General features: G+C 53.6%; 12 protein-coding genes. 2 read left to right on the top strand and 10 right to left on the bottom strand.

The window, feature by feature from the left end; genetic code table 11:
- From ACOTX2_RS00550 to zwf, 7 genes are all read right to left on the bottom strand, one after another.
- Positions 1 to 720: a T6SS immunity protein Tli3 family protein gene (locus ACOTX2_RS00550; protein ID WP_063147809.1), complete on the bottom strand. Its 720-nt coding sequence runs from the start codon at positions 718 to 720 to the stop codon at positions 1 to 3.
- A gap of 3 nt (positions 721 to 723) precedes the next feature.
- Positions 724 to 1431, bottom strand: coding sequence for a T6SS immunity protein Tli3 family protein (locus ACOTX2_RS00555; protein WP_063147808.1), 708 nt, complete (start codon positions 1429 to 1431; stop codon positions 724 to 726).
- Between the two features lie 9 nt (positions 1432 to 1440).
- Complete coding sequence (locus ACOTX2_RS00560) at positions 1441 to 3555, bottom strand: T6SS effector phospholipase Tle3 domain-containing protein (RefSeq protein ID WP_063147807.1); 2115 nt, start codon at positions 3553 to 3555, stop codon at positions 1441 to 1443.
- Entirely contained in the window at positions 3552 to 6065 is a 2514-nt protein-coding gene (locus ACOTX2_RS00565) for a DUF2345 domain-containing protein (RefSeq protein WP_063147806.1), read from the bottom strand. The genes ACOTX2_RS00560 and ACOTX2_RS00565 overlap by 4 nt, the downstream gene beginning before the upstream one ends.
- 338 nt (positions 6066 to 6403) lie before the next feature.
- Complete coding sequence (gene kdgA, locus ACOTX2_RS00570) at positions 6404 to 7045, bottom strand: bifunctional 4-hydroxy-2-oxoglutarate aldolase/2-dehydro-3-deoxy-phosphogluconate aldolase (protein ID WP_023300441.1); 642 nt, start codon at positions 7043 to 7045, stop codon at positions 6404 to 6406.
- 39 nt (positions 7046 to 7084) lie between these two features.
- Positions 7085 to 8896 carry a phosphogluconate dehydratase gene (gene edd / locus ACOTX2_RS00575; RefSeq protein ID WP_063147805.1) on the bottom strand — a complete coding sequence of 604 codons (1812 nt, stop codon included), beginning with the start codon at positions 8894 to 8896 and terminating at the stop codon, positions 7085 to 7087.
- Between the two features lie 234 nt (positions 8897 to 9130).
- Entirely contained in the window at positions 9131 to 10606 is a 1476-nt protein-coding gene (gene zwf / locus ACOTX2_RS00580; protein WP_022648481.1) for a glucose-6-phosphate dehydrogenase, read from the bottom strand.
- Positions 10607 to 10960: 354 nt separating this feature from the next.
- Between zwf and ACOTX2_RS00585 the strand changes: the two genes are divergently transcribed.
- Together ACOTX2_RS00585 and pyk are read left to right on the top strand one after the other, a co-directional pair.
- Entirely contained in the window at positions 10961 to 11830 is an 870-nt protein-coding gene (locus tag ACOTX2_RS00585) for a MurR/RpiR family transcriptional regulator (protein ID WP_003859769.1), read from the top strand.
- Between the two features lie 114 nt (positions 11831 to 11944).
- Positions 11945 to 13387 (top strand): pyruvate kinase, encoded by a 1443-nt coding sequence (gene pyk / locus ACOTX2_RS00590; protein WP_003859767.1) that lies wholly within the window; start codon positions 11945 to 11947, stop codon positions 13385 to 13387.
- A gap of 43 nt (positions 13388 to 13430) precedes the next feature.
- Here pyk and lpxM read toward each other — a convergent pair whose 3' ends face one another.
- The 3 genes from lpxM to znuA all read right to left on the bottom strand — a co-directional run bounded on the left by lpxM (position 13431) and on the right by znuA (position 16801).
- A complete protein-coding gene (lpxM, locus tag ACOTX2_RS00595) occupies positions 13431 to 14402 on the bottom strand; it encodes a lauroyl-Kdo(2)-lipid IV(A) myristoyltransferase (RefSeq protein WP_022648482.1) in 972 nt (323 codons plus the stop codon).
- A gap of 119 nt (positions 14403 to 14521) precedes the next feature.
- Positions 14522 to 15841 carry a murein DD-endopeptidase MepM gene (gene mepM / locus ACOTX2_RS00600; protein ID WP_022648483.1) on the bottom strand — a complete coding sequence of 440 codons (1320 nt, stop codon included), beginning with the start codon at positions 15839 to 15841 and terminating at the stop codon, positions 14522 to 14524.
- Positions 15842 to 15856: 15 nt separating this feature from the next.
- Positions 15857 to 16801 (bottom strand): zinc ABC transporter substrate-binding protein ZnuA, encoded by a 945-nt coding sequence (znuA, locus tag ACOTX2_RS00605; RefSeq protein WP_032622452.1) that lies wholly within the window; start codon positions 16799 to 16801, stop codon positions 15857 to 15859.
- Positions 16802 to 16836 lie beyond the last annotated feature (35 nt).

The following is a 16836-nucleotide window of genomic DNA, read 5'->3' on the forward strand; positions in this document are numbered from 1 at the left end:
CTATTTTCCCGCATCCATGTTGCATTGCATATGATCCCAGCCGGTATAGCCCTTCACGTCGGGTACGCTGTCGGGTAAATCTTGCCAGTTAGCCTTAAATTGCTGCGTGCTGTGCTTAAGCCCCTGCTTAGTCATATAGACCATTCCCCAGGCCCAGCCAGGGAAACGGGGGTCCAGCGTATCGCTTACTTTATTTCCCATTCCGTCATCCACGGTATAGGCAATCCCCGGCCCACCGGGCAGAATGCGCGGGTCTTCAAATGGCTTTGATGACATATACAACCGGTGTTTGGTCAGTAAAAAGCCCTGATCGTTGACGACGGTGAAAGATATGACATCATCATAATAAGGAGCGTTACTTCCATCAGGTTCATTGCTCCCTGGTGACATAGATGCACCACCTCTTTCCCACGTTTTCCCATAGTCTTTTGATACTGAAAAACCACCAGTAACATTTCCCCACCACGGAATAGCAAGATAGTGCTCTGAAGGATGCACGAATTTTTTGGTGAAGATTCGATAAAACTGACTGGCAATTTGTGAATGGATACCTTTCTTAGTATCGCTAAACCAGAGTTCACCTTCGCAATCCCAGCCTTTCAGTTCGAGATAACGATGATCATCGAACCGGTAAACAACCTGTGTCGGCGGTTCTTTCGCCTGGCATTCGGTTGCCAGCACAACGGACGTAGCTGCGAGAACGGTACATAATCCTTTCATCAGTTATCGCCCCGCATCCATATCACAGCGCATATGATCCCAGCCGGTGTACCCCTTCACTTCGGGTACGCTGTCGGGTAAATCTTGCCAGTTAGCCTTAAATTGCTGTGTGCTGTGCTTAAGCCCCTGCTTAGTCATATAGACCATTCCCCAGGCCCAGCCAGGGAAACGGGGGTCCAGCGTATCGCTTACTTTATTTCCCATTCCGTCATCCACGGTATAGGTAATCCCCGGCCCACCGGGCAGAATGCGCGGGTCTTCAAATGGCTTTGATGACATATACAGCCGGTGTTTGGTCAGTAAAAAGCCCTGATCGTTGACGACGGTGAAAGAAATAATATCCTCATACGGCGCGTAGTCATCACCATTGGGTTCATTATGATTTGGTGAAAACGCTACAGAGCGCCACGTTTTCCCATAGTCCTTAGATACTATGAATCCACTCACTCCCCATCCCGTCAGTGCAATATATCGCTCTGATGGATGAATAAATTTACGGGTAAAGAGTCGATAAAACTGACTAACGGGTTCGGTGTGAATGCCTCGCTTAGTATCCGTGTACCAGAGTTCGCCTTCACAATCCCACCCTTTCAGTTCGAGATAACGATGATCATCGAATCGATAAACTACCTGCGTCGGCGGTTCTTTCGCCAGGCATCCGGTCACAAGCAAAATAGCAAAGGTCGTCAGGCCGATAAAAAATATTTTCATGCTCTATCCTTAAGCAAGTTGACTATCACTCATGGGCTTTGGCATATCCCATTGCAAATTTGCCACATCCTGATTTCTGATGGACAGTTCGCGAGACGGCATGGCTGGCGAGGCATTATTAAAGTGGTTTTCCACACCGTACTCCCCTTTTGGAAGCACCTCATCAGGCTTATTCATAAACCATTTCGTACGCTGTTCATCTAGTATTCCGGTACGGTAATATTCTTTAGCGGCAGGATAACCGTTCTGCGGATCGCGCCAGTCCGCACGATGTAACAACCCTTCCCAAAATTTCCCTGCCTGATAATCGAATGATTTGCACTGCCCAATAGCCAAATCAAACGCCATAGCGTGCGATGGCACAAATTCGCTCATCACAATAGAGGAGTGCTGGCTGTAGCCCACCGGGTCAATTTTCTGCCATTCCGCTTGCAGTTCTTCCGGTGTTTTCTTCCAGGTAAGTGTGACTAACTGAAAATCTCGCGAACCTGACACCTCACCATAAATAACTTCATGCTTGCGTTCAAAACTCTCTTCTTTAAGCTCTGAAGCAGATAAAACGTGACCAGGCTGCCAGCCAATATTTTGATAGCGGTTCACAGCAAAGGTTGTCGTAACTGTGCGCTTAATGGCGCTGGCTTTGGCGGAATAGGAAATGTAGGCGTCCGGGCTGTCCGGATCGACATAATAGGTATACGGTTTATCACTGGTTTTAGGATCGTTATCCGGGTGATTATCCTCCCCCTGAAGTTTGAAAATAAAAGGTTCCGGTAACTCCTCACCATTTATCACCACATCGCGAGCGCTGTAACTGGCGTTCGTGAGAAAGGCATATTTTGCATCCCCCTCATTTCGCGGCGGTAACTCAAAGGGGTTAGCATCAGGGATGTTTCCTACTTCACCATGCTGGTAAAACACGCGCTGAAACAGATTCGGTATATCACTGGCAATATTCTGAGGAATGCCCCGCCAGCCAACCCCCTGCACATTCTCCAGCGACACGACGCCATCATTTGGGCAAAAGTAGTTATACACTTTACCGTCGTTGCTTCGGCAATATCTGTCATCCGTTCGTAGCGGATTATCGGAAGGTTTACGCAGGGTACAGGAGGCCTCCAGGGCCAGCAATTCGCTCTCGGCCATTTTCCCGCCACCTTTCCATTGCGTATGCATCAGGCGACAGAAATTTTTAAATGTCTGCTGTCTGGCATCGTCGGTCTGTTGATAACCCGGCTGAATATTTTCAGCCACGCGCGACTCAAGAGAATACGGTGAGTGATTAAGAATCACACAGTTTACCGGAGCATACCCGGCCTGTTTCACCAGCATATTTGCCAGCATAGTAATAATCGTGCCCTGACTATGGGCCACAATGTTAATCACATCTTTCGCCGTAATCGGCTCACTTCGAACCTGAATAATCAAATCCGCCAGCCGTTGAGCGGCAAAAAACTGGTAAATGCGGTGCGGGTTTTCATAAATGGGATGGGTAAAATCGCCATCATTGAAGTGCAGCGAGGCAAATCCCGCAGCGGCAACGCCGAAGCCACCGGCGCCGGGTCCCAGCATATCCGGGATCGTCGTCGTTGCGTTGGCAAAGGTCCCGCCCCCCTTGGCAAAACTCGTATCAAGTGCATTTTTAAAGTTATCGTTCTGGTACTGAAACGGCCCTTTCCCGTCATTACCCAGCGACTTTTTATTCGTCTCGTTATCTTCCTGGTACGCATCATAGGGCAGATGCGCTTTGTCACTCAGCTTCCCGACTTCCTCCCGGTAGCGCTTCTGGTCCGCCCGGTAGTCAGCATGCGTAACCGGTTTATATCCCCAGTAAAACGGGATGATGGGGGAACGCCCGGGAGTGATAATTCTGTAGTCTTTCCATTCGTGGGCGTAAAAATCCTGCCGGTTGAGTCGCTTACCCAGCCCGACAAGTATTCCTTTCTCCTGATTCTGGTAAGCTTCACCCACGTCGTTCACGCCATGGACGAGGATCACAATGCCGGGCATCGGACGCGGTATCCCGACGTTGCGCGTCTGGGCGACTTCGCCCAGGGTTTTGTGTACCGGAATATCGCCTTCTGATACCACCCGTGGAGCGTAGGGTTTTGTCTTCGCCTCCGTCATTCCATTATCTCCATTTTATAGCTGTCGAGGTCGTCAGCATCGAGCAGTGGTGAACGACCGCAGCTGTCCGTCACGCCTTCCACCACCTGTCCGGATGCACTGGTCAGCCTGAATTTTTTGTTTGCCAGAATTTGCTCCGGATCATCGCCGGCGTGCAGTTTGTAGCGAAGTTTAAAGGCGCCTTTCTCAAAGGATGGCGTCGGTACCGACACACTTTCCGGACCGTCGTATTTCAGGCTCGGCGCTTTGAGCTCAATGCCCGTCGGCGAGAAAATCGTGACCAGTCCGGTCGGGCTGATCCGGATCCCGCCGCCCCCGCAGACAAACTGCATTCCCTTTCTGGCACTGCCGTTCATTTTCCCGGCGGTGCTCGTCAGCGTGAAATCCTGCTGCGACAGCATGTGCATTTCGCCCCGCTGCGCCTGCGTCGTAATATCCCCCGCACCGGCAATCATCTGGATGCCGAGTTTGCGGGTAAACAGCGACAGTTTTTCCCCTACGGCCAGCGAGAATTTTTTCACCACATTCACGCTGGCATTCCCGCCCGCTGTGGCAATCAGGTCTTTCCCGGCTGACAATTGCAGGCTGTCCGGCGTAACCTGCGCAATTCCACTTTTTCCATATGCCAAAATACCGGGCTCCGCGAGATGACTCAGCGTCTGGCTGAGCGCATTTTGCCGATCGGTTTCCACATTACTCGCACCTGCCGTAAGCGCACTTTGTTGTAGGGTCATCGCCAGCGATAACGCCTTTTCGAGTTGTGCAATAGCCGCTGTCATATCCAGTTGCTTACCCCCCGCGCGGGGCTGTGCTTCCGTGGTGATCATCACGCCTTTGGCAGCACGCAGCGCCATCCAGTCGTCGGTGCGAGCCTCCACACCTTCCCCGCGCTTTTTGCCCTCAGCATCAACCAGGTGGCCCACACTCACTTGCCCTTTGCCGTACTCGGTAGAGATTTTGATGTGTTCCTGCCCGCGACGATCTTCAAGACGGATCTTGTTCAACGCGGCCGTGCGGATCACGTTTCGGGTATCGTTACGGTTTGTGACTAAATCCGGGTGGCTGCCGTCGTGCATGACATGGGCGATAAAAGGTCTGTCCGGGTCGCCGCCTTCAAAACCGACGGCAACTTCAGTCCCCTCCAGCAACGGAAAGTGAATACCAAAAGTGTCACCGGCGTACGGCCTGCCGAGGCGTACCAGGGCGCTTTCAAACCCGACCCGTTTTTCATCAAGGTCAAAATCGAACTTAACCCGGTAGCGTCCAACCGCATCAATTCCGGCATAGGTTTTATCTCCCCCGATAGCCATCACTCTGGCGGGCACCGTTCCGGCTATCACCGGCCGGGATATGTATTCAGGACGGAAGCTATAGCCGTGGATATAGGGGATCCCAGAAAGTACGGCGCGATAGTGTTCAGCACGGCTGCCGCGGATAGTCATCGCATTTATCACAAACCCGGACTTAAACCCGTCAGGTACAGGCCCTGCAGGATAAAACATAATGCCTGGCTGAAGCTCGGGATCGCTGGTTGTCGCCCCCAGAACACTCTGTCCGTTCAACAGGCGTTCATAACGCAGACGGGCGTAAAATGCGGCGGTTTCCGCCTCTTCACCGTGAAAATCCCCCGCAGCAAGATAGTGATCGGCATAGTGATAGTGTTGGCCTGTCGTTACACCTTCGGGAATATCGCTCGTTTTAACGGTCTTATCCGTCTGCGGCGATTGCGGGTCACGGTAGTTATAGGTGCGAACCAACACATTTTTTGGGATCAGGCCGTGCTGCTCCTCCAGATCGGTGATGTATTCGTTATAACTGGTCATGCCTGAATGTCGGACATAAGGCATCTGTTTGTCGCTGAAGTTGTAACGACGCGCAGAATCCCCAAAAATAACGACGGTTTCCGTTTTCACTTTGTTGTGATTCTCAAAACGGAACCAGATCCCTATCTCTGCTAGCAGCCGACGGATGAACCGCAAATCGGTTTCTTTCCACTGAACGATCATTTCCCGTCGTGGATAACTGTGGCTCAGTTGGTCAAAATCAATGTTGTAGCCGTCAAAGTGACCACTGTCCTTCATCAGCTTTGTAACGAGCTCCGGGACTGTCATGTTCATGTAAACCGCAGAACGGTAATTTTGATCCAGCAGCGCCAGCTCATGCTCCAGCACGCATTCATACAGTGCTTCGTCACCTGAAGACATCAGCCGGGAAAATTGGGTGATCGTGCCATTAATCTGGCGAACCGGCAGCCAGGAGGTTTGCCCATGCCATGAGGCTTCCAGATTGGGTGCACGCAGAATAAACTCAGCCCTTTGATTAAGAACAGCATTAATGGCAATGTTTTGATCCGGACTGGTAAAGCGAATGGTATAGCGATAAGGCTCGCTTAATATCTCTTTTCCTGTAAAAGAATGAACATCAGAAATAACATTTTTGCTACGCGGGAAATACAATAAGTATCTGTTTAACGTGTCCCGCCGTTGAGCCACCTCAGATTCCCCTGACATTATTATCTATCCTTTTAACAAACGTTCCGTTTATTAAAAACAATACACCTATCGTTCTCCTATTAAAATACCCAACCTCAAGTTGAATTGACTCAAAGGAAGTAACATTATTCACAAAATAAATAAAAAGAGCCCAGACAATCTCATCACAGATAAATTAAGAATGAATTATTCATCAAGTATATAAGTGAGGGATTATTTAATAATGAAGAATGATACGCCTGGGGGTTAGGGATATTAAAAATGTTTGTGGGAAGAAGAAGAAGAACTTATACATGCTGGTCACATAAAGTGACCAGCATCAGGCCAGAGGGCCTGCTTTATGCATTGAGCATTTGTTACTGTTTCGCGCCTTCTACCGCTTCGCGAGCCAGTTTAGTAATGCGATCCCAGTCGCCTGCTTCCAGCGCATCCGCCGGAACCAGCCAGGAGCCACCGATGCACAGCACGCTTTTCAGCGCCAGGTAGTCGCGGTAGTTGGCCGGAGAGATGCCACCCGTTGGGCAGAAACGCACCTGGGAGAATGGGCCTGCAATCGCCTGCAACGCTTTGGTGCCGCCGTTCGCTTCAGCCGGGAAGAATTTAAACTCTTTCAGGCCGTAGTCCATGCCCAGCATCAGTTCAGAAACGGTGCTGATACCCGGGATCAGCGGAATAGTACCTTCGGTTGCGGCTTTCAGCAGCGGCTCGGTCAGGCCCGGGCTGATGGCAAACTGTGCGCCCGCTTCGGTCACTTCCGCCAGCTGCTGCGCATTCAGAACCGTACCAGCACCGATGATCGCTTCCGGCACTTCTTTGGCGATAGCGCGAATCGCATCCATCGCACAGGCAGTACGCAGGGTCACTTCCAGAACACGAACGCCACCCGCAACCAGCGCCTTCGCCATTGGGACAGCGTGCTCCAGTTTGTTTACCACAATAACCGGCACGACAGGGCCAGTAGTCAGGATTGCTTCTGCACTTGTTTTCCAGTTTTTCATCAGAGTTTTCTCTCGCCAGATCGTTAAAATCAAGTCGTCTTAAAACGTAATACAGGTTGCGCCCTGCTCCGCACCGGAGAGTTTCTCACGCAACGCACCAAACATTTCGCGTCCGGTACCCACGCGGGATGCGCTCAGGTCAGGAATATATGGCTGACGCGCCGTCAGCTCTGCTTCGTCCACCAGCAGGGTTAACTCGCCTGTCTGACCGTTAACGCGGATCATGTCTCCATCATGGACTTTCGCCAGCAGGCCGCCGTCGTAGGCTTCCGGGGTGACATGAATCGCTGAAGGCACTTTACCGGATGCCCCCGAGAGGCGTCCATCGGTCACCAGCGCAATTTTGAAACGGCGGTCCAATAATACACCAAGCGGCGGCATAAGTTTATGTAATTCTGGCATCCCGTTCGCTTTTGGTCCCTGATGACGCACCACGACTACGCAGTCTTTATCAAGCAGACCCGCGTCGAAGGCAGGTAAAACGTCGTGCTGGCTTTCAAACACCACCGCCGGGGCTTCGATAACCTGATTCTCTTCCGGCACGGCAGAAGTTTTCATTACGGCACGCCCAAGGTTACCGCTCAGCACTTTGGTGCCGCCGTGAGGAGAGAACGGCTGTTCGAAGGTCGCGATAACCTGAGGATCGAGCGAGTTGCTCGCCCCCTCGCGCCAGTCCAGCTCACCGTTGTTCAGCCACGGCTCAAGGGTATAGCGATGCAGGCCAAAGCCCGCCACCGTGTTAACATCCTCATGCAGCAGGCCGCCTTTCAGCAGCTCGCGCATCAGCACCGGCACGCCGCCCGCGGCCTGGAAGTGGTTAATGTCCGCCGGACCGTTCGGGTACAGACGCGCCATCAGCGGTACCACGGAGGAGATCTCGGAGAAGTCATCCCAGTTGATCAGAATGCCCGCCGCGCGCGCCATCGCGACAAGGTGCATGGTATGGTTGGTTGAACCGCCGGTCGCCAGCAGGGCGACAATCCCGTTGACGATGACTTTTTCATCCACCATTTTGCCCATTGGCATCCACTCGTTGCCGTTACCGGTCAGACGCGTCACCTGACGGGCTGCGGCTTCGGTCAGCGCTTTACGCAGTGGCGCATCCGGCTGGATGAACGACGAGCCCGGTAGCTGCATCCCCATAAACTCCACCACCATCTGGTTGGTGTTAGCCGTACCGTAGAACGTACAGGTGCCCGGCGCGTGATAGGACGCGGCTTCCGCTTCCAACAGCGCCTGACGGTCCGCTTTTCCTTCGGCATACAGCTGGCGGATACGGACTTTTTCCTTGTTTGGCAGACCGCTTGCCATCGGGCCTGACGGCACAAAAATCGCTGGCAGATGGCCAAACGACAGCGCGGCCATCACCAGCCCCGGGACGATTTTGTCGCATACGCCCAGGTAGAGCGCGCCATCAAACATATTGTGAGAGAGGCCCACTGCCGCCGACATGGCGATCACTTCGCGGCTCAACAGAGACAGCTCCATACCGTCCTGTCCCTGAGTCACGCCATCACACATGGCCGGCACGCCGCCTGCAACCTGGCCCACCGCGTTCACGCTGTGCAGCGCATTGCGGATGATAGACGGGTAAACCTCATACGGCTGGTGGGCTGAAAGCATGTCGTTATAGGAGGTAATGATGGCGATATTGTTACGCAGCATGCTTTTCAGCGCGTCTTTATCACCAGGCTGGCAGGCGGCAAAGCCGTGGGCCAGATTCCCGCAGGCCAGCTGTGAGCGATGGACCGTTTCACTCTTCGCCTGTTCGATGCGGGCAAGGTAGGCAGCACGGGTCTCTTTCGAGCGTTCAACGATGCGTTGTGTTACGCGTAACAATGTCGGATTCATAAAAGCTCCTCTAATTTATCTGTCCAGGCTCGGGAGTTTACACAGTTTCTGACGGTTGTTAACAACGCTGAAACGCCTGATATCCGGAGCGCAGGGGCAAAATGTCTGAAGGGAGTGTAATAAAAAAAGCTCCGCGGGTGAATCCACGCGGAGCTTAAAAGATTAAAAATTATGCCACTTGCTGTGTTAGATCATGTTACCGGTAAAATAACACCTTTGGGCTAGAGATGGGGGTTATTCAAACTCGTTCCAGGAGCGGCCATCACGGGTGATCATCGCAACGGAGGCGACAGGTCCCCATGTTCCCGCCTGATACGGTTTTGGCGCGTCCTGGTCGGCTGCCCACGCTTCGGTGATTGAGTCGACCCACTTCCACGCCTCTTCCACTTCATCGCGGCGGACGAACAGCGCCTGGATACCACGCATGGTTTCCAGCAGCAGGCGCTCGTAAGCATCGGCCAGATGCGTCTGGTTGAAAGTTTCAGAGTAACTCAGGTCGAGCTTGGTGGTTTGCAGGTTGTGTTTGTGATCAAGACCCGGAACTTTGTTCAGGATCTGAATATCCACACCCTCGTCCGGCTGTAAACGGATGGTCAGTTTGTTCTGCGGCAGTTCCTGCCAGGATTCTTTGAACAGGTTCAGTTCCGGATTTTTGAAGTAGACCACCACTTCGGAGCATTTTGCCGGCAGACGTTTCCCGGTACGCAGGTAGAACGGCACGCCGGCCCAGCGCCAGTCGTCGATATCCACGCGGATCGCCACAAACGTCTCGGTGTTGCTGGACTTGTTCGCGCCCTCTTCTTCCAGATAGCCAGGGACTTTTTTCCCCTGGGCAAAACCTGCGGTGTACTGGCCGCGCACGGTTTTCTCACGCACGTTGGAGCGGTCAATACGGCGCAGTGATTTCAGCACTTTCACTTTGGCGTCACGAATGCTGTCGGCCGTCAGATCTGACGGTGGAGACATGGCAATCATGCACAGAATTTGCAGCAGGTGGTTCTGGATCATGTCACGCATCTGGCCGGCCTGGTCGAAGTAGCCCCAGCGGCCTTCGATGCCCACTTCTTCCGCCACGGTAATTTCCACGTGGTCGATAGTGCGGTTGTCCCAGTTGTTCACAAACAGGGAGTTGGCAAAACGCAGCGCCAGCAGGTTCAGAACCGTCTCTTTACCCAGATAGTGGTCAATACGGTAAACCTGACACTCCTCAAAGAACTCGCCCACCTGGTCGTTGATTTCACGCGAGGTTGCCAGCGACGTACCCAGCGGCTTCTCCATCACCACGCGCGCCGGTTTGGCGTTCAGCTTCGCTTCGCCCAGACCTTTGCAGATGGCGCCGAAGGTGCTTGGCGGCATGGCGAAATAGTTAATGGTGACGCGATTTTCCTGGTCCAGCATTTCACCCAGACGGGTAAAGGCGCTTACATCGTTGACGTCCAGATTGCAGAAATCGAGACGCCCGCTCAGCTTATCCCAAAGGCTTTCATCGATTTTCTCTTTCATGAAGGTTTCGAGCGCCTCGCGCACGACTTTGGTATAAGCCTCCTTATCCCAGTCGGCGCGCCCTACCCCAAGAATTCGGGTATCGGGATGAATCTGGCCCGCTTTTTCGAGCTGATACAGGGAAGGCAGCAATTTTCGGCGTGCAAGATCGCCTTTCGCGCCGAAAATGACCAGGTCACATGCCTGGGCTGTTTGCGTTACCGCCATGTCATTCTCCTCAGTTAGATCTCCTGGTACTCTGCCAGGTATCGTTGTAATTTTATTACAATGCACTGTACTGCTTTTACGCGTTTCCTGAAACCATTAGCGCTTAACGACGCGTGCGATACGGTGATTTTTCGTCGCGCGGGCCATTACGCCCGTCTGGTGACGCAACAAACGTCGATTCTTTGCGCAACAGGGTCAGAGCAAAACCCGACGTCGATCAAGTAATGAAAAAAAACAACAACATTTCTTGTCGACGATTACCCTTTCGGGTGTCCCGGGGGTAATATCGGCTAAATCGAATCAAGGTTTCATCTCTATGAAATCGTTTATGCCCTCATGAGCGTCTTGTTAACAATGAACATGCTGGAAAAAATCCAGTTTCAACTGGAACACCTTAGCAAATCCGAGCGCAAAGTGGCCGAAGTTATTCTCGCCGCGCCCGCTCAGGCGATTCATTCAAGCATCGCCGCTCTGGCACAGGAATCGGGCGTCAGCGAACCGACGGTCAATCGATTCTGTCGTAGTCTGGACACCCGCGGCTTTCCTGATTTTAAACTGCATCTGGCACAAAGTCTGGCAAACGGTACCCCGTATGTTAATCGCAATGTAGATGAAGACGACAGTGTTGATGCTTACACCGCAAAAATATTTGAATCGGCAATGGCCACGCTCGACCATGTTCGCCAGTCTCTGGACATGAGTTCAGTGAATCGCGCGGTCGATCTTCTTACGCAGGCCAAACGGATTGCCTTCTTTGGCCTTGGCTCGTCCGCCGCCGTGGCGCATGACGCCATGAATAAGTTCTTTCGCTTTAACGTGCCGGTGATTTACTCCGATGACATTGTGCTGCAACGCATGAGCTGTATGAATTGTAGCGAAGATGATGTCGTGGTACTCATCTCCCATACGGGCCGCACCAAGAGCCAGGTGGAGCTGGCGCAACTCGCGCGTGACAACGATGCGATGGTCATCGCCCTGACGACGGCAGGTACGCCGCTGGCCCGGGAAGCAACGCTCGCCATTACCCTGGACGTACCGGAAGACACCGACATGTACATGCCGATGGTCTCCCGCCTGGCGCAGCTGACGGTCATCGACGTGCTGGCGACCGGTTTTACTTTACGCCGGGGCGCAAAATTCCGGGATAACTTGAAGCGGGTCAAGGAAGCCCTGAAAGAATCGCGTTTTGATAAAGAATTGCTTATAAAGAGCGATGTTCCCTAATAACGACGATGTACGATTTACGGCATTCGGTCCCCTCGCTACTGCCTTGCGATAGATGAAGGCCGATTCTATGTTCACGCAACACCAAAGTTGTTTCAGTCAACGGAGTATTACATGTCCAGAAGGCTTCGCAGAACCAAGATCGTCACCACCCTAGGCCCGGCCACCGACCGCGATAATAACCTCGAGAAGATTATCGCCGCGGGTGCCAACGTGGTGCGCATGAACTTCTCTCACGGTACGCCAGAAGACCATAAATTACGTGCCGACAAAGTGCGTGAAATCGCAGCTAAACTGGGCCGCCATGTTGCTATCCTCGGTGACCTGCAAGGTCCAAAAATCCGCGTATCGACCTTTAAAGAGGGCAAAGTCTTCCTCAACATCGGCGATAAATTCCTGCTGGATGCCAACCTGAGCAAAGGCGAAGGCGATAAGGAAAAAGTGGGTATCGACTACAAAGGTCTGCCTGCTGACGTTGTGCCTGGCGACATCCTGCTGCTGGACGACGGACGCGTACAGCTGAAAGTGCTGGAAGTTCAGGGTATGAAGGTGTTCACCGAAGTGACCGTCGGCGGCCCGCTCTCCAACAACAAAGGCATCAACAAACTCGGCGGTGGCCTGTCTGCCGAAGCGCTGACCGATAAAGACAAAGCGGATATCGTGACCGCAGCGCAGATCGGCGTGGATTATCTGGCCGTCTCCTTCCCCCGCTGCGGCGAAGATCTGAACTATGCTCGCCGCCTGGCGCGTGATGCAGGCTGCGATGCGAAAATCGTTGCGAAAGTGGAACGCGCTGAAGCGGTCTGCGATCAGGACGCGATGGACGACGTGATCCTGGCGTCTGACGTGGTGATGGTTGCCCGTGGTGATCTGGGCGTGGAAATTGGCGACCCTGAACTGGTCGGTATCCAGAAAGCGCTGATCCGTCGCGCGCGTCAGCTGAACCGCGCGGTGATCACCGCCACCCAGATGATGGAATCCATGATCACCAACCCAATGCCAACCCGTGCGGAAGTCATGGACGTGGCGAACGCCGTGCTGGATGGTACTGACGCGGTGATGCTGTCAGCCGAAACCGCTGCGGGTCAGTATCCGGCGGAAACCGTGGCCGCCATGGCGCGCGTCTGCCTGGGTGCGGAGAAGATCCCAAGCATTAACGTCTCCAAGCACCGCCTGGATATCCAGTTCGACAATGTGGAAGAAGCGATTGCGATGTCCGCGATGTACGCAGCCAACCACCTGAAAGGGGTCACGGCGATCATCACCATGACCGAATCTGGCCGTACCGCGCTAATGACGTCTCGCATCAGCTCCGGTCTGCCGATCTTCGCCATGTCCCGTCACGAGCGTACGCTGAACCTGACGGCGCTGTATCGCGGCGTGACGCCAGTCTACTTCGACAGCACCAACGATGGCGTGGCCGCCGCGCACGATGCCGTGAACCTGCTGCGCGACAAAGGTTATTTGGTATCCGGTGATATCGTTATCGTGACGCAGGGTGACGTGATGAGCACCATCGGCTCAACCAATACCACCCGCGTACTAACCGTAGAGTAAGCTCCGATCCCCTCTCCCCTAAGGGGAGAGGGGTGAAGGTTTCCTATTTCTTCGGGAAAAGCTCTTTACGCTTGTACGGCTCTGTTTCGCCAGGTTTACGCGTTTTGAGCAACTTCAGGATCCACGTATATTGCTCCTTATGTGGCCCCACCAGCACTTCCACCTCTTCATTCATGCGGCGTGCAATGGTGCGATCGTCCGCGGTCAGCAGGTCGTCCATCGGCGGACGTACCTCAATGCTCAGGCGATGCGTTTTACCGTCATAAACCGGGAACAGCGGGATCACGCGGGCACGGCAGACTTTCATCAGGCGACCAATCGCGGGTAGCGTAGCTTTATAGGTCGCGAAGAAATCGACGAACTCGCTGTGCTCAGGACCGTGGTCCTGATCGGGCAGATAGTAGCCCCAGTAACCCTGACGTACCGACTGAATGAAAGGCTTAATGCCATCGTTACGGGCGTGCAGACGTCCGCCAAAGCGACGGCGCACGGTATTCCAGACGAAATCGTAGATTTTGTTTCCCTGATTATGGAACATCGCCGCCATTTTCTGGCCCTGCGATGCCATTAACATTGCCGGAATGTCGACCCCCCAACCGTGCGGCACCAGGAAAATCACTTTTTCATCATTGCGACGCATCTCGTCGATGATTTCCAGCCCTTTCCAGTCAACGCGGTCGACGATCTTTTCCGGCCCTTTCAGCGCCAGTTCCGCCATCATCGCCATGGCCTGTGGCGCGGTGGTATACATGTCATCAATGATTGCTTCGCGTTCGACGTCGGTTTTATCCGGGAAGCAGTACAGAAGGTTTATTTGCGCCCGGCGGCGTGCGCTTTTACCTAAGCGCCCTGCCAGGCACCCCACTTTTCCGAGAACCGGATCGCGGAGGGAAGCAGGTAGTAACGCCATGCCAGCAAACGCGTATACGCCAAGCCAGGCGCCCCAGTTACGCGGGTGGCGAAAGGATTTTTCAAACTCGGGAATGTACTCAATATTGTTTTTTTTGGTTTCCATGCGGGTTCCAGGGTCTGGTGACGCAAAAATATATTCAGATAGTGTAGCGAGGCAGCCGTCCGCGTACAAAAGAAAAAGCCGGCGCACACTGACGCCGGCTTATTTTTGAGGGTGTTAGCTTAGTCGAAGCGCAGCTGTGGCATCACCTCTTTCACCTGCGCCAGGTAATCTTTGCGATCTTTCCCGGTCAGCCCTTCGGTGCGCGGCAGTTTCGCCGTCAGCGGGTTAACCGCCTGCTGGTTGATCCACACTTCGTAGTGCAGGTGCGGCCCCGTCGAACGGCCTGTGTTACCGGACAGCGCGATGCGATCGCCACGTTTCACTTTCTGGCCCGGTTTGACCAGCAGTTTACGCAGGTGCATGTAGCGGGTGGTGTACGTACGACCGTGACGAATAGCCACGTAGTAGCCAGCAGCACCACTGCGTTTCGCCATGACCACTTCACCATCACCTACCGCCAGCACTGGCGTGCCCTGCGGCATGGCGAAGTCAACGCCACGGTGCGGCGCTACGCGACCCGTTACCGGGTTCAGACGACGCGGGTTAAAGTTGGAGGAGACGCGGAACTGTTTCGCCGTTGGGAAACGCAGGAAGCCTTTTGCCAGGCCCGTACCGCTGCGGTCATAGAACTTACCGTCTTCCGCGCGAATGGCGTAGTAGTCTTTGCCGTCTGAACGCAAGCGAACACCCACCAGCTGGCTCTGCTCGCGCTTACCGTCCAGCATTTCGCGGGACATCAGGACAGAGAACTGATCGCCTTTTTTCAGTTTGCGGAAATCCATCTGCCACTGCATGGCTTTGATCACCGAGCTGATTTCAGCGCTGGTCAGGCCAGCATCGCGGGCACTGGAAACAAAGCTGCCGCCGACGGTCCCTTTCATCACGCTGTTAACCCAGTCGCCCTGCTGCATTTCACTGGTCATTTTGAAACCGTTTGCGGTGCGATCGTAGGTGCGGGTTTCGCGACGGGACATCTCCCAGGTCAGACGTTGCAGATCGCCGTCGGGCGTTAAGGTCCAGGAAAGCTGCTGACCAATTTTCAGGTTACGCAGCTCTTTATCGGATGCGGCAAGCTGGCTAATGTTGCCCATGTCGATACCGTACTGGTTCAGGACGCTGCTCAGCGTATCGCCAGTAGAAACAACATATTCATGAATGCCGGTTTCATTCTGGATCTTGTCATCCAGCTCATCCTGGGGAATAGCTTCATCTTCCTGTGCGGCCTGATCGATAGGCTCGCTGGCCTCAGGCAGCAGAGAGCGGATCTCGCTCTTCTCCAGTTCGATGGTTTTAATAATAGGGGCAGAACTCGGGTGGTAAACATAGGGCCGCCAGACGGCGACCGCTAACGTGAGAACTGTAAGCGACCCCAGCATAACGCGGTGGGGTCGAGGCAGATTGTTAAATGCCAGGGCGACAGAGCGGGCTATCTGTTGCACGTATTCACTTCCTCGTTAATCTCCTTTCAGGCAGCTCGCATACTGATTCGCCAGTTGGCTGAGGAACTGCGAATAGCTCGCTTTGCTCAACTGGATGTTCGTACCTAGCGGGTCAAGGGTTCCCATGCGCACGGATGTTCCCCTGGCCACGGCTTCTACGACCGCTGGCCTGAACTGTGGCTCAGCAAAAACGCATGTCGCTTTTTGCTCAACCAACTGTGTTCTGATTTCATGTAAACGCTGCGCACCAGGCTGAATTTCAGGGTTGACGGTAAAATGCCCCAATGGGGTCAGACCGTAATGTTTCTCGTAATACCCGTAGGCATCATGAAAAACGAAGTACCCTTTTCCTTTAAGCGGTGCGAGCTCGTTACCCACCTGTTTGTCGGTTGCGGCTAATTGAGCCTCAAAATCCTTCAGGTTGGCGTCGAGTTTGATTCGACTTTGCGGCATAAGTTCCACTAATTTGTCGTGGATTGCAACCGCTGTAAGCCGCGCTATCTCTGGGGAGAGCCAGAGATGCATGTTGTATTCACCGTGATGGTGATGGTCGTCACCTTTTTCGCCATGAGCATGGTCGTGGTCGTGTTCGTCGCCCTCGTCCTCAGCCCCTTTCATCAGCAACGGTTTCACAGCGGACAGCTCACCAATCGTCACCTGTTTCTCCGCAGGGACCTGTTTAGCGGATTTCTGCATGAACGCTTCCATCTCAGGACCAATCCAGACGACTAAGTCCGCGTTCTGTAAGCGTTTTACATCAGACGGACGCAGAGAATAATCATGCTCGGAGGCCCCGTCAGGCAGAAGAACCTCTGTGTCCGTCACACCGTCGGCGATGGCAGCGGCGATAAAGCCAAGTGGTTTAAGCGAAGCGACAACGGCAGCGTTAACATCTTGTGCTGTTGTCCCCCAAAGAGCAGCGGATAAAGCTGCGAAAAGAAGCGTATTTTTCTGTAACATAATGCGACTAATCATCGTAATGAATGCGTGGAATG

The organism is Enterobacter cloacae complex sp. IR5412 (assembly GCF_049237385.1).
Lineage (GTDB): Bacteria > Pseudomonadota > Gammaproteobacteria > Enterobacterales > Enterobacteriaceae > Enterobacter > Enterobacter intestinihominis.